General features: G+C 70.7%; 19 protein-coding genes. 13 read left to right on the top strand and 6 right to left on the bottom strand.

Annotated elements, in window-relative coordinates; translation table 11 throughout:
* Positions 1–10: 10 nt before the first annotated feature.
* Positions 11–820, bottom strand: a complete 810-nt coding sequence (locus NYP07_RS05860) for an AraC family transcriptional regulator (RefSeq protein WP_268148393.1) — start codon at positions 818–820, stop codon at positions 11–13.
* A gap of 69 nt (positions 821–889) precedes the next feature.
* Here NYP07_RS05860 and NYP07_RS05855 point away from each other — a divergent pair, with 69 nt between their 5' ends.
* The 4 genes from NYP07_RS05855 (at position 890) to NYP07_RS05840 (ending at position 4,624) form a co-directional block, all read left to right on the top strand.
* Entirely contained in the window at positions 890–2,140 is a 1,251-nt protein-coding gene (locus tag NYP07_RS05855; protein ID WP_268148391.1) for an MFS transporter, read from the top strand.
* A 116-nt stretch (positions 2,141–2,256) separates the two neighbouring features.
* Positions 2,257–2,676 carry a DoxX family protein gene (locus NYP07_RS05850; protein WP_268148389.1) on the top strand — a complete coding sequence of 140 codons (420 nt, stop codon included), beginning with the start codon at positions 2,257–2,259 and terminating at the stop codon, positions 2,674–2,676.
* 24 nt (positions 2,677–2,700) lie between these two features.
* A complete protein-coding gene (locus NYP07_RS05845; RefSeq protein ID WP_268148387.1) occupies positions 2,701–4,416 on the top strand; it encodes a thiamine pyrophosphate-binding protein in 1,716 nt (571 codons plus the stop codon).
* Positions 4,409–4,624, top strand: coding sequence for an RNA-binding S4 domain-containing protein (locus NYP07_RS05840; RefSeq protein WP_268148385.1), 216 nt, complete (start codon positions 4,409–4,411; stop codon positions 4,622–4,624). The genes NYP07_RS05845 and NYP07_RS05840 overlap by 8 nt, the downstream gene beginning before the upstream one ends.
* On the opposite strand, the gene serB is transcribed toward NYP07_RS05840, so the two are convergent.
* From serB to NYP07_RS05825, 3 genes are all read right to left on the bottom strand, one after another.
* Positions 4,611–5,309, bottom strand: coding sequence for a phosphoserine phosphatase SerB (gene serB / locus NYP07_RS05835; protein ID WP_268148383.1), 699 nt, complete (start codon positions 5,307–5,309; stop codon positions 4,611–4,613). The two genes, NYP07_RS05840 and serB, sit on opposite strands and share 14 nt — an antisense overlap.
* A gap of 76 nt (positions 5,310–5,385) precedes the next feature.
* A complete protein-coding gene (locus tag NYP07_RS05830) occupies positions 5,386–5,679 on the bottom strand; it encodes a type II toxin-antitoxin system RelE/ParE family toxin (protein WP_268148381.1) in 294 nt (97 codons plus the stop codon).
* Positions 5,680–5,943, bottom strand: coding sequence for a type II toxin-antitoxin system ParD family antitoxin (locus NYP07_RS05825; protein WP_268148380.1), 264 nt, complete (start codon positions 5,941–5,943; stop codon positions 5,680–5,682).
* Between the two features lie 148 nt (positions 5,944–6,091).
* On the opposite strand from NYP07_RS05825, the gene NYP07_RS05820 reads away from it, so the two are divergent.
* Both NYP07_RS05820 and NYP07_RS05815 read left to right on the top strand, forming a co-directional pair.
* Entirely contained in the window at positions 6,092–7,222 is a 1,131-nt protein-coding gene (locus tag NYP07_RS05820) for an IS630 family transposase (protein ID WP_268148379.1), read from the top strand.
* Positions 7,188–7,481 (top strand): hypothetical protein, encoded by a 294-nt coding sequence (locus NYP07_RS05815; RefSeq protein ID WP_268148377.1) that lies wholly within the window; start codon positions 7,188–7,190, stop codon positions 7,479–7,481. Before NYP07_RS05820 ends, NYP07_RS05815 begins: the two co-directional genes overlap by 35 nt.
* A gap of 27 nt (positions 7,482–7,508) precedes the next feature.
* Here NYP07_RS05815 and mfd read toward each other — a convergent pair whose 3' ends face one another.
* The gene (gene mfd, locus NYP07_RS05810; RefSeq protein WP_268148375.1) at positions 7,509–10,970 is read right to left on the bottom strand and encodes a transcription-repair coupling factor; all 3,462 of its coding nucleotides are present in this window, start codon (positions 10,968–10,970) and stop codon (positions 7,509–7,511) included.
* Between the two features lie 124 nt (positions 10,971–11,094).
* On the opposite strand from mfd, the gene NYP07_RS05805 reads away from it, so the two are divergent.
* The 4 genes from NYP07_RS05805 (at position 11,095) to NYP07_RS05790 (ending at position 17,763) form a co-directional block, all read left to right on the top strand.
* Positions 11,095–12,873 (top strand): DUF885 domain-containing protein, encoded by a 1,779-nt coding sequence (locus tag NYP07_RS05805; RefSeq protein WP_268148373.1) that lies wholly within the window; start codon positions 11,095–11,097, stop codon positions 12,871–12,873.
* Positions 12,874–13,030: 157 nt separating this feature from the next.
* Positions 13,031–14,362 (top strand): MFS transporter, encoded by a 1,332-nt coding sequence (locus NYP07_RS05800; protein ID WP_268148371.1) that lies wholly within the window; start codon positions 13,031–13,033, stop codon positions 14,360–14,362.
* A 220-nt stretch (positions 14,363–14,582) separates the two neighbouring features.
* Positions 14,583–16,391 carry an ATP-binding protein gene (locus NYP07_RS05795; protein WP_268148369.1) on the top strand — a complete coding sequence of 603 codons (1,809 nt, stop codon included), beginning with the start codon at positions 14,583–14,585 and terminating at the stop codon, positions 16,389–16,391.
* 10 nt (positions 16,392–16,401) lie between these two features.
* Positions 16,402–17,763 carry a sigma-54-dependent transcriptional regulator gene (locus NYP07_RS05790; protein WP_268148367.1) on the top strand — a complete coding sequence of 454 codons (1,362 nt, stop codon included), beginning with the start codon at positions 16,402–16,404 and terminating at the stop codon, positions 17,761–17,763.
* On the opposite strand, the gene NYP07_RS05785 is transcribed toward NYP07_RS05790, so the two are convergent.
* Positions 17,748–18,797: an RNA methyltransferase gene (locus tag NYP07_RS05785; RefSeq protein WP_268148365.1), complete on the bottom strand. Its 1,050-nt coding sequence runs from the start codon at positions 18,795–18,797 to the stop codon at positions 17,748–17,750. The two genes, NYP07_RS05790 and NYP07_RS05785, sit on opposite strands and share 16 nt — an antisense overlap.
* Before the next feature lie 82 nt (positions 18,798–18,879).
* Between NYP07_RS05785 and NYP07_RS05780 the strand changes: the two genes are divergently transcribed.
* From NYP07_RS05780 to NYP07_RS05770, 3 genes are read left to right on the top strand one after another with little or no spacing between them, the layout of a single operon-like run.
* A complete protein-coding gene (locus NYP07_RS05780; protein WP_268148363.1) occupies positions 18,880–19,629 on the top strand; it encodes a class II aldolase/adducin family protein in 750 nt (249 codons plus the stop codon).
* On the top strand, positions 19,626–20,501 hold the full coding sequence (locus tag NYP07_RS05775) for an alpha/beta fold hydrolase (RefSeq protein WP_268148361.1): 876 nt from the start codon (positions 19,626–19,628) through the stop codon (positions 20,499–20,501). Before NYP07_RS05780 ends, NYP07_RS05775 begins: the two co-directional genes overlap by 4 nt.
* Positions 20,498–21,445: a bestrophin family protein gene (locus NYP07_RS05770; RefSeq protein ID WP_268148359.1), complete on the top strand. Its 948-nt coding sequence runs from the start codon at positions 20,498–20,500 to the stop codon at positions 21,443–21,445. The genes NYP07_RS05775 and NYP07_RS05770 overlap by 4 nt, the downstream gene beginning before the upstream one ends.
* Positions 21,446–21,452 lie beyond the last annotated feature (7 nt).

Here is a 21,452-nt window from a genome sequence, read left to right as displayed (position 1 = left end):
ACAGGCCCTATCAAGCCTCCGCGAAGAAGCGGCTCGGCGGCATGCCCACGGTGCGCGTGACCATGGCCGTGAACGCGCTGGCGCTGGCATAGCCCAGTTCGGTGGCGATGTGGCTCATGGGCCGGCCGCGGGCCGCCAGCGTCAGCGCGTGGGCCAGCAGCAGCTGCGAGCGCCACTGCGCGAAGCTGGTGCCCAGCTGCTCGCGGAACAGCCGGCTCAGCGTGCGCGGGCTGGCGCCGGCCTCGGCGGCCCATTCGTCCAGGCCGGCATGGCGGCCGGGTTCGCGCAGCATGGCCTCGCAGAGCCGGCGCAGGCGGGCGTCCTGGGGCAGGGCGACGCCAAGGGCCAGCGGCCGCGCGCGCCTGAGCTCGACGAGGACCAGCCCCTCGATGCCGCGGCGGCGCTCGGTGTCGGCACTGTCTTCCGCGGGCGGCGGGTCGGGCACGGCGGGCAGGGCCAGCACCAGCTCGCGCAGCAGCGGCGACACCTCCAGCACGCGGCCGGCCTGCCAGGCCGCGCCGGTCAGCAGGCCCGGGCCAGCGTAGAGGGTGCGCAGGTCGCACCGCTCGATGGCCGTGACCGCGTGGACGACGCCGGGCGGGATCCACACCGCGCGCGACGGCGGCACGATATAGGTCGAAGCCTCGGTGCTGACCCGCACCGCCCCCGTCATCGAGAACACGAGCTGGCCCCAGTCGTGGCGGTGCGGCTGGATGTCCGTCTGGTGCTCCAGCATGCGCGACTTGGCGCGCAGCGGGCGCTCGGGCGTGGGCGCGAAACGCTCCGGGGAAAACGCGGGAACACTGCTGCGGCGGACCATGGCTGGATTTCGACAGAACTTGACGAACCATCGTAACCGCGCCTGTTCAGCCCTGCCTACATTGCGGGCATGAGTACCGCCACCGCCTTCCCCCTCGATGCCGGCCCGCAGCGCCGGCGCGACATCGCGACGATCTCGACCATCGGCGTCGCCCATGGCAGCTCGCACTTCTTCCACATGCTGCTGCCGCCGCTGTTCCCGGCCTTCATCCAGGCCTTCGGGCTGAGCTATTCGGAGCTGGGCCTGCTGGTGACGACCTTCTTCGTCGTCTCGGGCGCCGGCCAGGCGGCGTCTGGCTTCATCGTCGACCGCATCGGCGCGCGGCCGGTGCTGTTCGCGGCGATGGCGAGCTTCTTCCTCGCCTCCGTCGCGGCCGGCCTGGCCCAGGGCTTCGGCGGGCTGATGCTGGCGGCGGCGCTGGCCGGCGTCGGCAACGCGCCCGTCCACCCGGCCGACTTCACCATCCTGAACAAGCGCGTGTCGCAGCCGCGCCTGGGCCATGCCTTCTCGGTGCACGGCATCAGCGGCAACCTCGGCTGGGCCGTCGCGCCGGTGTTCTCCATCGGCATCGCCGAGGCGACGGGCAACTGGCGCTTCGCCTACGTCGGCACGGCGCTGGTCGCGCTGGCGGTGATGGGCCTGCTGTTCTGGCAGCGCTCGGCCATCGACGACCGCCAGGGCTCCTGGGGCCATGCCAAGCCCGCTGCCGGCGTGAAGGAAGAGCACCCCATGGCCTTCCTGAAGCTGCCGTCGGTGTGGCTGTGCTTCTCGTTCTTCTTCTGGAGCACGGCGGCGCTGTCGGCCATCCAGAGCTTCGCGAGCCCGGCCCTGCACCAGATCTACGGCCTGCCGCTGGCGCAGACGGCCTATGTCGTCACCGGCTACATGCTGGCCGGCGCGGCGGGCATGGTCTGCGGCGGCTTCCTCGTCGCAAGGGCCGAGAAGCTGGAGCGCAGCATCGCCTTCGCGATGGCCTTCGCCGCGGCCCTGCTGCTGCTGACGGCGACCGGCTGGCTGCCGGGCGGCCTGGCCGCCGTCGTCGCGGCGCTGGCCGGCTTCGGCACCGGCCTGGCCGGCCCCTCGCGCGACATGCTCATCAAGCGCGCCGCGCCGCCGGGGGCCACGGGGCGCGTCTACGGCACCGTCTACTCGGGGCTGGACATCGGCTTCGCGCTCGCGGCGCCGGTCTTCGGCGCCATCCTGGACCACGGCATGCCGCGCGGCGTGTTCGCCGGCTCGGCCGTGGCGCTGACGCTGGGCATCGTGTCGGCGGGCCTGGTGGGCCTGGGCCTGGGTCGGCGCGCGGCCGTGCCGGCCTGACGCCGGGCCTGTCGGCCGCGATCCGCTGGAAAACCCCCTTGGCCGGGGCCGCGGCCGCGGTCGTAGCATGCGCGCGCGCCCCTCGCGGGGCCGGAACCGATCGAAAGGAGTCCCGCATGGCATCGTCCCTCCCCGGCATCAGCGTCGCCCCGTTGATCGGCCGCATCCTCGTCGCGCTTCTCTTCATCCCGGCAGGCCTCGGCAAAATCGCCGGCTTCAGCGGCACGGTGGCCTATGTCGCATCGTCCGGGCTGCCGCTGCCGGCCCTGGGCGCGGTCATCGCCATCGTCGTGGAGGTCGGGCTGGCGACTGCGCTGCTGGTTGGCTGGCAGGCGCGCTGGGCCGCCCTCCTCATCGCGCTGTTCACGCTCGCGGCGGCCTTCTTCTTCCACCGGTTCTGGGCCGCGCCGCCGGACCAGCAGATGATGCAGAACATCAACTTCTTCAAGAACGTGGCCATCGCTGGCGGCCTGCTCTTCGTCTATGCCTTCGGGCCTGGCGCGTATTCCCTGGACGCCCGCAGCGGGCGGGCCTGAGCGCCCGCCGGCTACAGTGCCGGCATGACCACACACAACACCCCCCGCCTGGCCGGCCACAAGCTGGTCGAGGCGCTGATTGCCCAGGGCGTCGACACCGCATTCGGCGTTCCCGGTGAAAGCTATCTGGCCGTCCTCGACGGCTTCCACGAGTACCGCGAGCAGATCCGCTTCGTGGCCTGCCGGCAGGAGGGCGGCGCGGCCTTCATGGCCGAGGCACAGGGCAAGCTGACCGGCAGGCCGGGCATCTGCTTCGTGACCCGCGGCCCGGGGGCGACGAACGCGAGCATCGGCCTGCACACGGCCTTCCAGGACTCGACGCCGATGATCCTCTTCATCGGCCAGGTCGCCAGCGACCAGCGCGACCGCGAGGCCTTCCAGGAGGTGGACTACCGCCAGATGTTCGGCCCCGGCACGCTGGGCATGGCCAAGTGGGTCGGCGAGGTGCACGACGCCGAGCGCCTGCCCGAGTACGTGGCGCGCGCCTTCCACACGGCCATGCAGGGCCGGCCCGGCCCGGTCGTGCTGGTGCTGCCCGAGGACATGCTGACGCAGCCCATCGCGGCGCCGGTGCTGCCGCCCGTGCGGCCCGCCGAGGCCGCGCCGACGCCGGCCGCGCTGGCCGAGTTGCGCACGCGCCTGGCCGCGGCGAAGAGGCCCTTCGTCATCGCCGGCGGTGGCGGCTGGACGCCCGAGTCCACGGCCGCGCTGCAGCGCTTTGCCGAGAGCTGGAACCTGCCCGTCGGCTGCGCCTTCCGCTTCCAGGACCTGTTCGACAACGCCCACCCGAACTACGCGGGCGATGTCGGCATCGGCATCAATCCGAAGCTGGCCGCCCGCGTGAAGGAGGCCGACCTCATCCTCGCCATCGGCCCGCGCCTGGGCGAGATGACGACCGGCGGCTACACGCTGCTGCAGGCGCCGCGGCCGGCGCAGCAGCTCATCCACATCCACGCCGGCGCCGAGGAGCTGGGTCGCGTCTACACGGCCGAGCTGCTGATCAACGCGAGCATGAGCACGGCCGCGCCCGCGCTGGCCAAGTTGGCGCCGCCCGTCGACATCCCGTGGCGCGCCTGGGCCGAAGCCGCCCATGCTGACTACGAGGCCAACCTCGTGTCGACGCCGGTGGCGCCGCTGGACATGGCCGAGGTCATCCGGCTGATCGACGCCAAGCTGCCCGAGGGCACGATCTTCACGAACGGCGCCGGCAACTACAGCGGCTGGCTGCACCGCTTCCACCGCTACACCGGCCTGCACCGCTTCGGCAAGACCCAGCTCGCGCCGACCTCCGGCGCGATGGGCTATGGCGTGCCGGCCGCCGTCGCCGCGGCCTTGCTGCAGCAGGAGCGCTGGGTCGTCAACATCGCCGGCGACGGCGACTTCCTGATGACCGGCCAGGAGCTGGCCACGGCCACCGGCTACGGTGCGAAGAAGCTGCTCGTCGTCGTCGTCGACAACGGCACCTACGGCACCATCCGCATGCACCAGGAGCGCGAGTACCCGGGCCGCGTGTCGGGCAGCGACCTCTTCAACCCCGACTTCGCCAAGCTGGCCGAGGCCTTCGGCTTCGCGGCCTTCCATGCCGAGAGCACGGCCCAGGTCGGCCCGGCGCTGGGTGCGGCGATCGCTGGGGCCAAGCCGGCGCTGCTGCATCTGCGCCTGTCCAGCGACGTGAGCACGTCGCGCGCGACGCTGACGGCGATCCGCGAGGCCGCGCAGAAGAAGGCCGGCCATGCTTGAGCTCCAGCTGCGTGGCGACTACATCGAGCTCGACAAGCTGCTCAAGGCCGTGGGCCTCGTCGAGAGCGGCGGCCGGGCGCGCATGCTGATCGCGGCCGGCGAGGTCAAGGTCGATGGCCAGGTCGAGCTGCGCAAGACGGCCAAGATCCGCGCCGGCCAGGTGGTGGATTTCGCCGGCCAGCAGGTGCGGGTCGTCAGCCCGGCCTGACGACCTCCAGCAGCCGCTCCAGCCCGCCCGCGTTGATCGCGACCATCGCCTGCTCACGCACCCTGGGCTTGGCGTGGTAGGCCACGGACAGGCCGGCCACGCCCATCATCGGCAGGTCGTTGGCGCCGTCGCCCACCGCCATGGCCTGCGCGGGCGTGCAGCCGATGCGCTCGCAGCATTCGAGCAGCATGCGGCGCTTCTCGGCACCGTCGCAGATGTCGCCCCAGTCCTGCATCGCAACGCGGCCGGTGAGGGCGCCGTTTTCGATCTCCAGCTCGTTGCTGCGCACGAAGTCCATGCCCAGCTCGGCGGCCACGAAGCGCGTGAAGAAGGTGAAGCCGCCCGACACGAGCACCAGCTTCAGGCCGGCGGCCTTCAGCGCCGCGCACAGCTCGCGCGCGCCGGGGTTGAAGCGCAGGCGCTCGGCCAGCACGCGGTCCAGCACGGCGGCGGGCACGCCGGCCAGGATGGCCAGGCGCCGCTGCAGGCTGTCGCGGAAATCGGTGATCTCGCCGCGCATCGCGGCCTCGGTGATGGCGGCCACCTGCTGGCCCTTGTCGGCCAGCGCCGCGATCTCGTCGATGCACTCGATGCCGATCAGCGTCGAGTCCATGTCGAAGGCGGCGAGCTTGAAGTCGGCGAGGCGCAGCGGCGGCGTGAAGCCTTGGGTGGCGAGAGATGTCATGGGGCGTGTCTGATCGGACTGATGGCCTTGAGCACCGGCCGTATTTGAGGGATTTCGAGTTGTGTTGCCAGCAGGCTCACCGGTTGAAGGCCTGATCGACATCGCGAGACCCGTGCAGCACGCGGATGACGTCGATGCCGTCCGCCAATGTTTCGTAGAACACGACGTAGCGGCCAAACGCCAGGCTTCTCAGCCCCGCGTCGACCTCGTCGCGGGGCCGACCCAGCGCCGGCTGCGTGGCCCACAGCGCAAAACTGTCGTTCAGTGCATCCACCCAGCGGTCTGCTGCGGCAAAGTTGTCTTCGGCGATGTAGGTCCAGATTTCCAGGATGTCGAGCTCCGCCTGGGGGCGCAGCCTCACACGCGACATCTAGGCAGCCTCCGTGGCGCGTTTGCGAGCCCGTGCCTTGCGCTTGATGGCCGTGGCGTCCCACGCCGTGCTGGGGCCGCTGTTCTTGCCGGCCTGGATCTCCCGCCGCAGTTCCTCGCGTTTCACTTCCTTGAGGCGGTCCTGCTCTTCCATGAGCCGCAGGGCCTCGCGCACCACCTCGCTGGCCGATGTGTATAGGCCGGAGCTGACCTTGGCGCGGACCAAGGCTTCCAGCTGAGGGGTCAGATTGACGTTCATTCCCATGGCATGCCCGGCTTCGTCCAGGAAGATTCGAGTTTATCGAAGATTGTCAAAGATTGACATCTTCGGCAGGCGGCAGCGCCCGTCAGCCTAGTACAATATCCCCGAAATAAGCTTCTTATAAAAGAGCTTTGATGTAGGCTCGCCCTCCATGGGGAGAGGCCGTCAAGCGCAAGTCGTCAAGCTGTCGAGGAAGGACCGTAGCGCGCTCCAAGCGCTGCTGCGCCAGAGCACGGCGGCGCAGCGTGATGTCGTGAGAGCCCGGATCGCGCTGATGGCTGATGAGGGGCAGACGACGGCGGCGATCGCGCAGTCGCTGGGCCTGTCGCTGCCCAGCGTGTCGAAGCGGCGCGGTCGTGTGGCCAGCCGCGGGGCGGCCGGGCTACAGGAGGTGCCGCGGCCCGGACGGCCCCGGCGCATCGGCGACGCCCAGCGGCTGCAACTGCTGGCCCTGGCGTGCGAGCCGGCCGAGGCTCAAGGCCGGACCACGCCGACGCTGGACGAGCTGTGCGAGCGCGCCGTGGAGCAAGGCGTGGTCGAGCACATCAGCCGCAGCCACCTGCAGCGCATCCTGCAAGCCGGCGATGTGCGCCCGCACCGCGTGCGGCAGTGGCTGCACAGCCCCGACCCGCAATTCCGCGAGAAGGTCAACGCCATCTGCGAGCTCTACCGCGCCGCGCCCAAGGGCTCGGTCGTGCTGAGCATCGACGAGAAGACCGGCATCCAGGCCATTGAACGCAAGCATGCCGACCGGGCGCCCCGGCCCGGGCACACCCGCCGGCGCGAGTTCGAGTACATCCGCCACGGCACGCAGGCGCTGATCGCGGCGCTGGATGTGCATTCGGGGCGGGTGCTGGGCCGCTGCAGCGATCGGCGCACCCAGGACGACCTGTTGGCCTTCATGGAGGAGGTCGCGCGTGCGTATCCCCAAGGGCCCGTGCATGTCATCTGGGACAACCTGAACACCCACCGCGCGCAAGCGGTGTGGGCGGACTTCAACGCCCGCCACGACCAGCGCTTCACATTTCACTTCACCCCGCTGCACGCCAGTTGGGTCAACCAGATCGAGTTGCTGTTCGGCATCTACACGCGCCGCGTCCTGCGCCACGCCAGCCATACCTCCAAGCAGCACCTGCGCCAGCGCACCGAGGCCTTCCTCGCTCAGCGCAACACGCACCCCAAGCCGTTCAAGTGGACGTTCGCCGGCTTCGAGCTGCAAACTGGCGAACCCAAGAAGCTCGCCCACCATGCCCAACGTCTTCGCCCAAGCACACGCCGCTGAGCTGCAGCGCCACCTCGCCGCGCTTACCGGCCACGAGCACGCCCATGTGCGCCCCTACGGCAAGCACCTGCTGATCCAACTGCACCGCGACGACGATGTCGACGCCGTGGCGCGCTTGACCGAAGTCGCCCGCAATAAGTACACGGTCGCGTTCCGCAGTCACACCGGCCGCTGGGAGCCGCTGCCCGCCGCCGCCGCCGAGCTCAAGCAGGCCGCCCAACTCGTCACCACCCTCCTGGCTCCCTATCTGGAACCTTAATAGGAAAGATATTTAGGGGATGTTGTACTAGTTCACCGGTTTCGGCTGGCCCAGCAGCCTCAGCACCTCGCGCACCGCCTGGGCGCGGTCCTGCGGGTTGGTGAGTGCCTTGTCGACGCGCAGCTTCTCGTTGCCGACCAGCTTGATGTTGCGGTTCTTCTGCACGAGCTCGATGACGCGCATCGGATCGATGGGTGGATTGGGGCGGAAGCCGATGTTGATGACGGCCGGAGAGGCGTCCACCTTGATGACGCCATAGGGCCTGGCCAGCACGCGCAGGCGGTGCAGGTCGAACAGCGTCTGGCCCTGCGCGGGCAGCTTGCCGAAGCGGTCGGTGATCTCCTCCAGCATCGCGTCGATCTGCTCGGGCTTGTCGGCCGTGGCCAGGCGCTTGTAGAGGCTCAGGCGAACCTGCACGTCGCCGCAGTAGGCGTCGGGCAGCAGGGCCGGGGCGTGCAGGTTGATCTCGGTGCTGGTCGAGAACGCGCCAGTGGGCGACAGCAGGTCGGGCTCGCGGCCGGACTTCAAGGCCCGCACGGCCTCGCTGAGCATGTCGTTGTAGAGCTGGAAGCCCACCTCCATCATGTTGCCGCTCTGGTTGTCGCCCAGCACCTCGCCGGCGCCGCGGATCTCGAGGTCGTGCATGGCGAGGTAGAAGCCCGAGCCCAGTTCCTCCATGGCCTGGATGGCGTCCAGGCGCTGCGTGGCCTGCTTGGTCAGGCCCTGCAGGTCGGGCACCATCAGGTAGGCATAGGCCTGGTGGTGGCTGCGGCCGACGCGGCCGCGCAGCTGGTGCAGCTGGGCCAGGCCGAACTTGTCGGCGCGGCTGATGACGATGGTGTTGGCGCTCGGCACGTCGATGCCGGTCTCGATGATGGTCGAGCACAGCAGCAGGTTGTGCTTGCCCTGCACGAACTCGCGCATGACGCGTTCCAGCTCGCGCTCGGGCATCTGGCCGTGGGCGACGACGATGCGGGCTTCGGGCAGCAGCTCTTCCAGCTTCTGGCGCCGGTTCTCGATGGTCTCGACCTCGTTGTGCAGGAAGTAGACCTGGCCGCCGCGCTTCAGTTCGCGCAGCACCGCCTCGCGGACGGTGCCGCTGCTTTCGGCGCGAACAAAGGTCTTGATCGCCAGGCGGCGCTGCGGCGCGGTGGCGATGACGCTCAGGTCGCGCAGGCCTTCGAGCGCCATGCCCAGCGTGCGGGGGATGGGCGTGGCGGTCAGCGTCAGCACGTCGACCTCGGCGCGCAGCGCCTTCATCGCCTCCTTGTGGCGCACGCCGAAGCGGTGTTCCTCGTCGATAACCAGCAGGCCCAGGCGGTTGAACCTGACCTCGGGCGACAGCAGCTTGTGCGTGCCGACGACGATGTCGATGCTGCCGTCGGCAATGCCTTTCATCGCCGCCTTGATCTCCTTGGCCGAGCGGAAGCGGCTCATCTCCGCCACCTTGACCGGCCAGGCGCCGAAGCGGTCGGCGATGTTCTGGTAGTGCTGCTCGGCCAGCAGCGTCGTCGGCGCAAGGATGGCGACCTGCTTGCCGCCCATGACCGCGACGAAGGCCGCGCGCAGCGCCACCTCGGTCTTGCCGAAGCCCACGTCGCCGCAGACGAGGCGGTCCATCGGCTTGGGGCTGATCATGTCCTGGATGACCGCGTGGATGGCGGCGCGCTGGTCGGGCGTTTCCTCGAAGCCGAAGCTCGCGGCGAAGGCCTCGTAGTCGTGGCCCGAGTAGCGGAAGGCATGGCCCTCGCGGGCAGCGCGGCGGGCGTAGAGGTTGAGCAGCTCGGCCGCCGTGTCGCGCACCTGCTCGGCGGCCTTGCGCTTGGCCTTCTCCCACTGGCCGGAGCCCAGCTTGTGCAGCGGCGCTTCTTCCGGTGAAACGCCGGTGTAGCGGCCGATCAGGTGCAGCTGGGCCACGGGCACGTAGAGCGTGGCCTTGTCGGCGTATTCCAGGTGCAGGAACTCGCTCTTCTGGCCGTCGCCGAGGTCGATGTTGACCAGGCCCTGGTAGCGCCCGATGCCGTGGTTGATGTGCACGACCGGGTCGCCCACCTTCAGCTCGGACAGGTCCTTGATCAGCGCGTTGACGTCGCTGACCTGCTCCTGCTTGCGGCGGCGCCGCGTGGTGGGCGTCGTCGCGAACAGCTCGGTCTCGGTGATGAGCTGCAGCGGGCGTTGCGCATCGTTCCAGAAGAAGCCCGCGGCCAGCGGCGCGGCCGTGATGGCGTATTTCTCGTCGCCTTCGCAGAACTCGGCCAGGCTGGCCACGGAGGGCGGGTCGATCTTGTGGTCCCGCAGTTGCTCCAGCAGGCTTTCGCGCCGGCCTTCGCTTTCGGCCAGCAGCAGCACGCGGTGGGGCGTCTTGTCGAGGTGGGCTTCCAGGCGCGCCAGCGGCTCCTGCGCGCCGCGCTCCACGCTGACGTCGGGCAGCGGGCGGGCGAAGTCCACGGGCTCAGAACCGCGCACCGACAGCACGGCATGCGGCTTGGTCAGGCCGAAGAAGTCCTCGGCCGTCAGGAAGATCTCGGCCGGCGGCAGGATGGGCCGCTCGGGGTCGTGCTGCAGGAAGCGGTGGCGCTCCCTGGTGTCGGCCCAGAAGCGCTGGATGGCTTCGTCGACCTCGCCGTGCAGGGCCAGGCCCGCCTCGGCGCCGAGATAGTCGAAGACCGAGGCCGGCTGCTCGAAGAAGATGGGCAGGTAGAACTCGATGCCGCCGCTGGCCAGGCCCTCGCCGATGTCGCGGTAGATGCGCGACTTGCTCGGGTCGCCGTCCATCTTCTCGCGCCAGCGGTTGCGGAAGGCCTTGCGCGCCGCCTCGTCCATCGGGAACTCGCGGCCGGGCAGCAGGCGCACCTCGGGCACGGGGTAGAGGCTGCGCTGGCTGTCGGGGTCGAAGGTGCGGATGGAGTCCACCTCGTCGCCGAACAGGTCCACGCGGTAGGGCACGTTGGAGCCCATCGGGAACAGGTCGATCAGGCCGCCGCGCACCGCGTACTCGCCGGGCTGCACGACCTGGCTGACGTGGGTGTAGCCGGCCAGCGTCAGCTGGGCGCGCAGCGAGGCCTCGTCGAGTCGCTGCTTCTGCTTGAAGTTGAAGGTGGTGGCCGCCAGGAAGCTGGGCGGCGCCAGCCGGGCCAGCGCCGTCGACGCGGGCATCAGCACGACGTCGATGCTCTTGGTCTTGCGCGACTGCAGCAGCTCCCACAGCGTGGCCAGGCGCTCGGAGATCAGGTCCTGGTGCGGGCTGAAGCTGTCGTAGGGCAGGGTCTCCCAGTCGGGGAAGACGGCGACCTTCAGCTCCGGCGCGAAGAACTTCAGCTCGTCCTCCAGGCGCTGCGTGTCGCCGGGCTCGGCCGTGAAGATGGCGGCCAGGCGCCCGGCGTCGCGCTGCTGCTGCACGAAGCGGGCGAGCAGCAGGGCGTCGGCCGAGCCGAGGGGGCGGGGGTGAGTGAACTTCTTGCCCGGTTGGACGAGCGGCAGCAGCGACATCGGAAACCTACAAACGACAACAGCCCCGCAAAGGCGGGGCTCGGCCAAATTGTAGGGAGGGCATGGCCTTTGGCTGCGGGGCAAGGGCATGGCTAGCATGCGCGCCTTCCCAACCGGAGACCCCATGCGCCGTCGTCACGCCCTCAGCCTGCTCGCCACCTCGATCACCCTGAGCCTGCCCGCCTGGTCCGCCCCCACCGAGAGCCAGCGCTTCCACCAATGGCTGGACGCCCAGTGGGAGCTGACGCTGAAGCGCCAGCCCATGCTGGCCACCACGCTGGGCGACCCGCGCTACAACGGCCGCTTCGTCGACACGACCACCGCGGCCTGGCGCACCCAGTCCAGGCGCGACACCCAGCAGCAGCTGAAGGGCCTGGCCGGCTTCAACAAGGCCAGGCTCGACGCCAAGGACCGCGTCTCCTACGGCATCCTCAAGCTCGACCTGGAGCAGGAGCTGGCCGGCGAGCGCTTCCCGGACTGGATGCAGCCGATCAGCCAGATCGGCGGCCTGCCCAGCTTCCTCGCGCAGCTGGGCACGGGCGAGTCCATCCAGCCCTTCAAGACGACCCGGGACTACGACGACTGGCTCAAGCGCCTGGCCCTGGCCGTGCCCAGCTTCGACGGCAGCATCGCCAATATGCGCGCTGGCCTGAAGGCCGGCGTGACCCAGCCCAAGGCCGTCATGGAGAAGGTGCTGCCCCAGCTGCAGGCCCTGGCCGTGACCGACCCCGAGAAGAGCCTGTTCTGGGGCCCGATCAAGAACTTCCCCGACGCCGTGCCCGCCGCGGACCGCGAGCGCATCGCGGCCGCGATGCGCAAGCTGCTCGCCGACAAGGTGCTGCCCGCCTACGGCCGCATGCTGGCCTTCGTGCGCGACGAGTACACGCCCAAGGCGCGTGCCGGCACGGCCTGGTCGGACCTGCCCGACGGCAAGGCCTGGTACGCCTTGCGCGTGCGCCAGTCCACGACGCTGGACCTGACGCCCGACCAGATCCACGAGATCGGCCTGAAGGAGGTCGCGCGCATCCTCGGCGAGATGGAGGCCGTGCGGAAGCAGGTCGGCTTCCAGGGCGACCTGAAGGCCTTCTTCAAATACCTGCAGGACGACCCGAAGTTCTATTTCACGAAGCCCGAAGACCTGCTGGCCGGCTACCGCGAGCTGCAGAAGAAGATCAACGGCCTGACGCCCAAGCTTTTCGACATCGCGCCCAAGGCCGACTACCAGGTCAAGGAGGTCGAGGCCTTCCGCGCCGAGAGCGCGCCCGGCGCGTCCTACGAGGAAGGCTCCGTCGATGGCACCCGCCCCGGCGTGTTCTATGTGAACACCTTCAACCTGAAGGCCCAGCCCAGCTACGGCATGGAGACCCTGTCCCTGCACGAGGCCTCGCCCGGCCACCACTTCCAGATCTCCATCGCGCAGGAGGACAGCTCGCTGCCGGCCTTCCGCCGCTTCGGCAGCCACTACACGGCCTATGTCGAAGGCTGGGCGCTGTACTCGGAAAGCCTCGGCAAGGAGCTCGGCATGTTCACCGACTCCTACCAGTGGTATGGCCGCCTGTCCGACGAGCAGTTGCGCGCGATGCGCCTGGTCGTCGACACAGGCCTGCACGCCAAGGGCTGGACGCGCGAGCAGGCCATCAAGTACATGCTGGACAACTCGTCCATGGTCGAGAGCGACGTGGTCTCCGAGGTCGAGCGCTACATCGTCTGGCCCGGCCAGGCCCTGGGCTACAAGATCGGCCAGCTGGAGATCACGAAGCTGCGCCGCGAGGCCGAGGCCGAGCTTGGTGCGAAGTTCGACGTGAAGGGCTTCCATCGCGTCGTGCTGACGGCCGGCCAGGTGCCGCTGCCGGTGCTGCGCGAGCTGGTGATGGACTGGGTGGCGCAGCGCAAGGCGGGTTGAGCCGGCTGTCGCCTTCTGACGGCGGAATCTCGCCGTCCGCTGCGGCGGGCTCTCGCCGATTCGCCGATGTTGCCCGCCGCGCCCGCCTGGGGTGCCGCCGCGCACCGGCTTGGCACGCAAGCTGCTCATGCTGGGGCACACAACCCCAGGAGACAGCATGTCCGCCATCTTCCCGCCGACCTCCGCGCGCCCCGCGCCGGCGTCGGACGCCATCGAGTTCAAGCGCGTCAAGGCCATCTTCGTCGGCTCCGTCGGCAACCTCGTCGAGTGGTACGACTTCTACTGCTACGCGGCCTTCTCGCTGTACTTCTCGGCGGCCTTCTTCCCGTCCGGCGACCCGGTGGCGCAGTCCATGTCCACCGCGGCCATCTTTGCGCTGGGCTTCTTCGTGCGCCCCATCGGCGGCCTGCTGTTCGGCTACATCGGCGACCGCCACGGCCGGCGCCTGGCGCTGATGGCCTCGGTGCTGCTGATGTGCGGCGGCTCGCTGCTGATCGCCTGCTCGCCCACCTATGCGTCGGCGGGCGTCTGGGCGCCGGCCATCCTGCTGATCGCGCGGCTGCTGCAGGGCCTGAGCCTGGGCGGCGAATACGGCTCCAGCGCCACCTATCTGTCCGAGATGGCCACGTCCAGGCACCGCGGCTTCTATTCCAGCTTCCAGTACGTGACGCTGATCGGCGGCCAGCTGACGGCTCTCGTCGTGCTGCTGGTGCTGCAGAACTATGTGCTCGACACGGCCGAGCTCAAGGCCTGGGGCTGGCGCATCCCCTTCTTCATCGGCGCACTGCTGGCCGTCGTGGCCCTCATCATGCGTTCCGACCTGCCCGAGACGCAGGCCTTCACGGCCCAGCGCAAGCAGGGCCGGGACCGCATGGGCGGCTTCAGGCTGCTGCTGCAGCACCCGCGCGAATGCCTCATCGTCATCGGCCTGACCATGGGCGGCACGCTGGCCTTCTACGTCTACACGACCTATATGCAGAAGTTCCTGAAGCTGTCGGTCGGCCTGACGGATGCGCAGACGACGGCCGTGTCCGCCGCAAGCCTCGTCTTCGCGGCGCTGCTGCAGCCCGTCTACGGCGCGCTGTCGGACCGCATCGGCCGCAAGCCGCTGCTGCTGGGCTTCGCCGTGCTGGGCACGCTGTTCACGGTGCCGCTGCTGACGGCGCTGCGCCACGCGCAGGGCCCTTACGAAGCCTTCGGCCTCATCGCCTGCGCCTGGCTCATCGTCAGCGGCTACACGTCGATCAACGCGGTCGTGAAGGCCGAGCTCTTCCCGGCCTCCATCCGCGCCACCGGCGTGGGCGTGCCCTATGCCATCGCGGTATCGGTCTTCGGCGGCAGCGCCGAATACATCGCGCTGTGGTTCAAGCAGCAGGGCATGGAGAGCGGCTTCTATTGGTACGCTAGCGCGGTGATCGCCTGCTCGCTGCTCGTCTACCTGTTGATGCGTGACACGCGCCGGCATTCGCGAATTGATGCGGAAACGTGAGCCCCTCGCCCAGTCTTGCGTCGCTGAACGCGAGCAAGTCTGGTCGGTCCCCCGAGGGGACGGCGATGCTTGCGGCATCGAGCCGCAAGCACATCGCCAGGCGGGCCGGCTTGGGAACTGGAGTCGGACACAAGCAGTCCCTGCGGACTGCTTGTGCCTACGGAAGGCCATTGGCCTCTGGCCAATGGCAGGCCCGGCGCTCGGCCCGAATACATAGTCCATGCACAAGAAACCGAAGCCTCCCCGCTGGCAACGCAGCCTCGTGCTGCTGCTGGCAGTGGTGCTGGGCGGTGCGGTCGTTGCCTACGCCGCGTGGCGCGTCTCTCTGGACCTGGCGCTGGCCCAGACCCAGGTCGACGCCCAGCGCCATCTGCGCTTCGTCGCCCACGAGCTGACCGGGGCGCTGGACAAGTACGAGGCGCTGTCGCAGGTGCTGGCCCGCCATCCGGCGCTGGCCGGCCTGCTGGCCGAGCCGGCGGCCAAGGTGCGCGTTGCCGACGTCAACACGCTGCTCGAAGGCGTGGCCCGCGACGCGGCCGCGGCGGCCATCTTCCTCATCGATGCCAAGGGCCTGACGCTGGCCTCCAGCAACTGGCGCGACGCGCAGAGTTTCGTCGGCCAGAACTATGCCTACCGGCCCTATTTCCGCGACGCGATGGCCAGTGGCGGCGGGCATTTCTACGCGCGCGGCTCCACCACCGGCACGCCGGGCTATTTCATCGCCCACCGGCTGAGCGGCCCGGCCGCCGGCGTCGTCGTGCTGAAGGTGTCGCTGGACGAGATGGAGGCCAACTGGGCGCGCAGCGCGGGCGAGCTGATGCTGGCCGATGCGCGCGGCGTGGTCTTCCTGGCCAGCCGGCCCGAGTGGAAGTACCGCACGCTGCAGCCTCTCAGCGCCGCCACACGCACGGAGCTGCACGACACCCAGCAGTACGGCGACCTGCCGCTCCAGCCCTTGCAGCGCGAGCCGCTGCGGTCCATGCCCGAGCTGCGCGTCGAACGCATCGCCACGGCGTCGTCCCGGCTGCGCGCCTTCGTCACCGAGCAGGCCGTCGCGGGCCGCGGCTGGACGCTGCTGTCCTTCACCGAGATCCGCGGCGCCGAGCAGATCGCCGCCGGCCGCGCCTGGGCCGCGGCGCTGGGCTGGGTGTCGCTGCTGCTGGGGCTGGCCTATCTGCAGCTGCGCCGCCGCCGCGCCCGCGAGCGCCTGGCCGCGCAGGGCGAGCTGCGTGCCGCCTACGGCAGCCTGGAGGCGCGCATCGCCGAGCGCACGCAGGAGCTGCAGGCGCGCGTGGACGAGCTGCACCGCACCGAGCGCACGCTGCGCGCGACGCAGGACGAGCTCGTGCAGGCCGGCAAGCTCGCCGTGCTCGGCCAGATGGCCGCCAGCATCACGCACGAGATCAACCAGCCGCTGGCCGCGCTGCGTGCGCTCAACGACAACGCCCGCGTGTTCCTGGAGCGCGGCATGCAGGCCGATGCCGAGGGCAACCTCGAAGCCATGGCCCAGCTCACGCAGCGCATCGCCGCCATCGTGGCCCAGCTCAAGGGCTTTGCGCGGCGCGACGAACTGCGCGTGCAGCCGGTGCCGGTGGCCGCGGCCTTCCAGGCGGCGGTGGCGCTGGTGAGCGCGGAGGCGCGCCGCCAGCGCGTCACGCTCGAATGCCCGCCCGTGCCCGAGGGCCTGGCCGCGCTGGGCCAGCAGGTGCGCATCGAGCAGGTGCTCGTCAACCTGCTGCGCAACGGCATCGACGCGAGCGCGGAGAAGGGCGGTGGCACGGTCACGCTGCGGGCCGAGGTCGATGCCGAGCAGGCGCTGCTGCGCGTGAGCGACAACGGCCCCGGCCTGAGCGAGGACGTGCAGGCCCGCCTGTTCGAACCCTTCTTCACGACCAAGCGCCGCGGCGACGGCCTGGGCCTGGGCCTGTCCATCTCGGCCTCCATCGCGAACGCGCTGGGCGGCTCGCTGCAGGGCGTGAACCGCGCGCAAGGCGGCGCCGAGTTCACGCTGCGCCTGCCCCTCGCCTGACAATCCGCCGATGGCCTGGACCGAACCCACCGATGTGCTGCTCGTCGAGGACGACGGGCATGTGCGCCTGGCCACGACGCAGAGCCTGGCGCTCGCCGGCCTGCGCACGCAGGGCGTCGAGTCGGCCGAGGCGGCGCAGGCCTGGCTGCAGCCGGGCTTTGCCGGCATCGTCGTCTGCGACGTGCAGCTGCCCGGCGCCAGCGGCCTGCAGCTGCTGCACACGCTGCGCGAGCAGGACCCGGAGCTGCCCGTCGTCCTCGTCACCGGCCACGGCGACATCGGCATGGCCGTGGAGGCCATGCGCGACGGCGCCTGGGACTTCATCGAGAAGCCGTTCTCGGCCGAGCACCTCGTCGAGGTCGTGCGCCGCGCACTGGCCCAGCGCCGCCTGGTGCTGGAGAACCGCCGCCTGAAGGCGCAGCTGGGCGGCGGCCCGGCCGACGGCCTGCTCGGCGCCAGCGCCGCGATGGAGCAGGTGCGCACGCTGATCGGCACGCTGGGCCCGGCGCGCGTGGACGTGCTCATCCACGGCGAGACCGGCGCCGGCAAGGAGGTCGTGGCCCGCGCGCTGCATGCGGCCAGCGGCGCGCGCGGCGCCTTCGTCGCGATCAACTGCGGCGCGCTGCCGGAGAGCGTGTTCGAGTCGGAGATCTTCGGTGCCGAGGCCGGCGCCTACACGGGGGCGACGAAGCGCCGCATCGGCAAGCTGGAGTTCGCGGGCGACGGCACCGTCTTCCTCGACGAGATCGAATCGATGCCGCTGGCGCTGCAGGTCAAGATGCTGCGCGTGCTGCAGGAGCGCAGCGTCGAGCGCCTGGGCGCCAACACGCCCGTGCCGCTGGCCTGCCGCATCGTCGCGGCGACCAAGGTGGACCTGCTGGACTTGGCGAGGGAAGGTCGCTTCCGCGAGGACCTGTTCTACCGCCTGGACGTGGCCAGCATCGCGCTGCCGCCGCTGCGCCGGCGCCGCGAGGACATCCCGCTGCTGCTGAGCCATTTCTGCACCCAGGCGGCAGAGCGGCTGCAGCGCGCGGTGCCGGCCTGGAGCGCCGCCCAGCTTGCCGCCTGGGCAGCGCGCGACTGGCCCGGCAATGTGCGCGAGCTGCGCAACTTCGCCGAGCGCTGGGTGCTGGGGCTGATCAACGAGACGACGGCACCCGGGCCGCCCGCGTCCAGCGAGCCGACGGCGCTGCCCCAGGCCCCGCTGGACGAGGCGCTGGCCGCCCTGGAACGGCAATGGATCGTGCAGGCCCTGCGGCAGAGCGGCGGCAATATCGCCAGGGCCGGCGAGCGCCTGGGCCTCGCGCGCAAGACGCTGCACGACCGCATCCGCCGCCTCGGCCTGGACGCCGATGCCTATCGCAGCGGCTGAGTCGTCGACCGCACGACGCGCACCGGCCGGCCCACCGCCTCGCGGGCGCGCAGCTGGCCGCAGCCGCCGTCCACGTCCTGGCCCGCCGAGTCGCGCAGTTTGGTCAGCACGCCGCGGCGGCTCAGCTCGGCCGCGATGGCGCGCGCACGCTCCCAGCTCGGGCGGCGGAAGGGCAGGCCCTCGGCGCTGTTGAAGGGGATCATGTTCAGCAGGCCGTAGCGGCCCTTGAGCAGGCGCACGATGCCGTCCAGCTCCTCGGGGCCGTCGTTGACGCCGTCCAGCAGCGTCCACTGGTACTGGATGGGATAGCCGCTGGTGCGGGCATAGGCGTCGGCGGCCTCCACCAGCGCGTCGGGCGCGAGGCGGGGGGCGCGCGGCAGCAGCTCGGCGCGCTTGGCGGCGTCCGTCGTGTGCAGCGACAGGGCCAGCGCCGGGCGGACTTCGGCCGCGTTCAGCGCCGCGAACGCGCGCTCGTCGCCGACGGTGGAGAACACCAGCTGCTTGTGCGCGAAGCCGCCCTCGCGGCCCAGCAGCGTGATCGCGTCCAGCACGGCGCCGAGGTTGTGCGAGGGCTCGCCCATGCCCATGAAGACGACCTTCTTCAGCTTGGCGTTCTTGCGCCGCGCCAGCACCACCTGGGCCACGATCTCGGCGCTGCCGACCTGGCGGATCAGGCCGTCCACGCCCGTCATGCAGAAACGGCAGCCCACCGCGCAGCCGACCTGGCTGGACACGCAGACGCCGTCGCGCGGCAGCAGCACGGTCTCGACCGTCTGGCCGTCGTTCAGGCCCAGCAGCAGGCGCGCGGACTGGCCGTCGCCGCCCGCGTGCTCGCTGCGCAGCGCGACCAGCCCGTCCAGCTCGGTCATCAGGCCGGGCAGGGCGCCCATGACCGCCCTGGGCAGCCAGCCCTGCAGCGGCTGCCGGCCGGCGTCCAGCGGCAGCGCGCGCACCCAGTGGCGCAGCACGCGGGATTCATGGGCGGGGTTGGCGCCGAGCGCGCGCAGGCGCTGGCGGAAGTCGGAGATCAGCATGGAGGCCTGGATTGTCCCCGACGTGATCCGGCGCTGCCCGGCCGAAGACTATGCTGGCCGTTCCATACCCCGAGGAGACGCCATGGCCCAGCCCGCCCACATCCAGCCCGAGGAATGGCAGGTCCGCTGCGACCTCGCGGCGCTCTACCGCCTCGCCGCGCTGCACGGCTGGGACGACCTGATCTTCACGCACATCTCGGCCCGCGTGCCCGGCCCGCAGCACCACTTCCTCATCAACCCCTACGGGATGATGTTCGACGAGATCACGGCCAGCAGCCTGGTCAAGGTCGACCCCGCCGGCGAGAAGGTCGAGCCCGGCGACTACGACGTGAACCCGGCCGGCTTCATCATCCACAGCGCGGTGCACGAGGCGCGCGAGGACGCGCAGTTCGTCATGCACCTGCACACCGTGGCCGGCGTCGCGGTCAGCGCGCAGCGCGAGGGCCTGCTGCCGCTGTCGCAGCACAGCCTGTTCCCGCTGGCCTCGCTCAGCTATCACGACTACGAAGGCGTGGCGCTGAACCCCGATGAGAAGGCCCGCCTCGTGGGCGACCTCGGCCACACGGCGCTGATGATCCTCCGCAACCACGGCCTGCTGACGCTGGGCCGCAGCGCGGCCGACGCCTTCCTGAAGATGTTCATGCTGCAGCGCGCCTGCGAGATCCAGATCGGCGCCCAGGCCGGCGGCGGCGAGCTGATCTGCATCCCCGCGCCCATCCTGGCCGGCATTCGTGCGCAGAGCGAGAAGGTCATGCGCGGCAGCGGCGCCGAACTGGCCTGGCCGGGCCTGCTGCGCCGGCTGGCGCGCCAGAACCCCGGGCACGACGCGTGACGCCGTCGCCCGAGAGCTGGCAGGCCGCGGGCCGGTATTTCGACTTCCGCGGCCGGCGCGTCTTCATCCGCACCGACGGGCCGGCCGGCGCGCCGGCCCTGCTGCTCATCCACGGCTTCCCGACGGCCAGCTGGGACTGGTGCAGGCTCTGGCCCGAACTCGCGGCGACGCACCGCCTGGTGGCGGCCGACATGCTGGGGCTGGGCTTCTCGGCCAAGCCGCGCGGGCACCGCTACACGGTGGCCGAGCAGGCCGACCTCTTTGTCGCGGCACTGGCCGAGGCCGGCATCGGCGAGGCCGCCGTGCTGGCCCACGACCTCGGCGACACGGTCGCCCAGGAGCTGATCGCGCGCGCCCTCGAGGGCCGGCTGCCGGTGAAGCTGCGCGGCGTCATCCTGCTCAACGGCGGCCTGTTCCCCGAGACGCACCGGCCGGTGCTGCTGCAGAGGCTGCTGCTGTCGCCGCTGGGGCCGCTGATCGCCCGCCTGTCCAGCCGCGCCAGGCTCGGCGCCAGCCTGACGCAGATCGCCGGCGACCTGAAGCCCACGGCCGCGGAGCTGGATGCGATGTGGCTGCTGATGAGCCGCGACGGCGGCCTGGCCGCGCTGCCACGGCTGATCCGCTACATGGTCGAGCGCCGCGACAACCGCGAGCGCTGGGTCGGCGCGCTGCAGCGCTGCCCCGTGCCGCTGGCCATCGTCAATGGCAGCGCCGACCCCATCTCCGGCGCCCACATGGTGGCGCGGCTGCGCGAGCTGGCCATCCCTGCCGACATCGCCGAGCTGCCCGGCGTGGGCCACTACCCGCAGATCGAGGCGCCGGCGGCCGTGCTGGCCGCGGTGCGCCGTGCGCTGGCGACAATGCCGGCATGATCCTTCGAGACCGGCCTTCGGGCCTGAAGCTCTTCTTCGTGCTGCGCGGCTCCATCCTGGCGCGCATCCGCGGCGCGCTGCTGGCCAATGTGCTGCTGGCCGTCATGGTGACGGCGGCGCACCGCTCGCTGGACGCCCACCGGGCCCTGCTCGTGTCCACCATCCCCTTCACGCTGATGGGCCTGCCGTTGGCCATCTTCCTGGGGTTCCGCAACAGCGCCTGCTACGACCGCTACTGGGAGGCGCGCAAGCTCTGGGGCGAACTGCTGCTGCGCTCGCGCAACCTCGCGCGGCAGATGCTGCATCTGGTCGACGCGCCCGCGCCGCCGGCCGACCCGCGCGACCTCGGCGATCTGCGCGTGCGGGTGCTGCTGCGGGCCGTGGCCTTCTGCGTCACGCTGAAGGCGCTGCTGCGCGACCGGCCCGCCGACGAGGCCGGCCTGGACGGCCTGCTGCAGCCGGCCGAACTCTCGGGCCTGGCCGCGGCGCGCAACCGCCCCGCCGCGCTGATGATGGCCATGGGCGCCGACCTGGCCCGCAGCCGCCGCGACGGCCAGCTCGACAGCCAGCGCGCCGTGCAGATCGACGCCACGCTGTCCGCACTGACGGCCGCCGCGGCGAGCTGCGAGCGCATCAAGAACACGCCGCTGCCGTTTTCCTACTCGCTGCTGCTGCACCGCACGGCCTACCTCTACTGCTTCCTGCTGCCCTTCGGGGTCGTCGACACGCTGGGCCCGGTGACGCCTCTCGTCGTCGCCATCGTGGCCTACACATTCTTCGGCCTGGACGCGCTGGGCGACGAGATCGAGGAGCCCTTCGGCACCCAGGCCAACGACCTGCCGCTGGACGCGCTGTGCCGCGGCATCGAGATCGACCTGCGCCAGGCCCTGGGCGACGCCCATCCGCCGCCCGCGCTGGAGCCGGTGGACTATCTGCTGCTTTGAATTTCCG

This window comes from Pelomonas aquatica, assembly GCF_026712205.1.
Taxonomy (GTDB): Bacteria; Pseudomonadota; Gammaproteobacteria; order Burkholderiales; family Burkholderiaceae_C; genus Pelomonas; species Pelomonas aquatica.
This window is presented reverse-complemented; position numbering and strand designations above follow the sequence as displayed.

Excerpts from the sequence above, each read along its gene's own strand:
- NYP07_RS05845 (WP_268148387.1), top strand. The coding sequence starts at position 2,701 with ATGACCACACACAACACCCCCCGCCTGGCCGGCCACAAGCTGGTCGAG.
- NYP07_RS05815 (WP_268148377.1), top strand. The coding sequence starts at position 7,188 with ATGCCCAACGTCTTCGCCCAAGCACACGCCGCTGAGCTGCAGCGCCAC.
- NYP07_RS05840 (WP_268148385.1), top strand. The coding sequence starts at position 4,409 with ATGCTTGAGCTCCAGCTGCGTGGCGACTACATCGAGCTCGACAAGCTG.
- NYP07_RS05790 (WP_268148367.1), top strand. The coding sequence starts at position 16,402 with ATGGCCTGGACCGAACCCACCGATGTGCTGCTCGTCGAGGACGACGGG.
- NYP07_RS05800 (WP_268148371.1), top strand. The coding sequence starts at position 13,031 with ATGTCCGCCATCTTCCCGCCGACCTCCGCGCGCCCCGCGCCGGCGTCG.
- NYP07_RS05770 (WP_268148359.1), top strand. The coding sequence starts at position 20,498 with ATGATCCTTCGAGACCGGCCTTCGGGCCTGAAGCTCTTCTTCGTGCTG.
- NYP07_RS05780 (WP_268148363.1), top strand. The coding sequence starts at position 18,880 with ATGGCCCAGCCCGCCCACATCCAGCCCGAGGAATGGCAGGTCCGCTGC.
- NYP07_RS05825 (WP_268148380.1), bottom strand. The coding sequence starts at position 5,943 with ATGGGAATGAACGTCAATCTGACCCCTCAGCTGGAAGCCTTGGTCCGC.
- mfd (WP_268148375.1), bottom strand. The coding sequence starts at position 10,970 with ATGTCGCTGCTGCCGCTCGTCCAACCGGGCAAGAAGTTCACTCACCCC.
- NYP07_RS05830 (WP_268148381.1), bottom strand. The coding sequence starts at position 5,679 with ATGTCGCGTGTGAGGCTGCGCCCCCAGGCGGAGCTCGACATCCTGGAA.
- NYP07_RS05805 (WP_268148373.1), top strand. The coding sequence starts at position 11,095 with ATGCGCCGTCGTCACGCCCTCAGCCTGCTCGCCACCTCGATCACCCTG.
- NYP07_RS05855 (WP_268148391.1), top strand. The coding sequence starts at position 890 with ATGAGTACCGCCACCGCCTTCCCCCTCGATGCCGGCCCGCAGCGCCGG.
- NYP07_RS05850 (WP_268148389.1), top strand. The coding sequence starts at position 2,257 with ATGGCATCGTCCCTCCCCGGCATCAGCGTCGCCCCGTTGATCGGCCGC.
- NYP07_RS05860 (WP_268148393.1), bottom strand. The coding sequence starts at position 820 with ATGGTCCGCCGCAGCAGTGTTCCCGCGTTTTCCCCGGAGCGTTTCGCG.
- NYP07_RS05795 (WP_268148369.1), top strand. The coding sequence starts at position 14,583 with ATGCACAAGAAACCGAAGCCTCCCCGCTGGCAACGCAGCCTCGTGCTG.
- NYP07_RS05785 (WP_268148365.1), bottom strand. The coding sequence starts at position 18,797 with ATGCTGATCTCCGACTTCCGCCAGCGCCTGCGCGCGCTCGGCGCCAAC.
- NYP07_RS05820 (WP_268148379.1), top strand. The coding sequence starts at position 6,092 with ATGGGGAGAGGCCGTCAAGCGCAAGTCGTCAAGCTGTCGAGGAAGGAC.
- serB (WP_268148383.1), bottom strand. The coding sequence starts at position 5,309 with ATGACATCTCTCGCCACCCAAGGCTTCACGCCGCCGCTGCGCCTCGCC.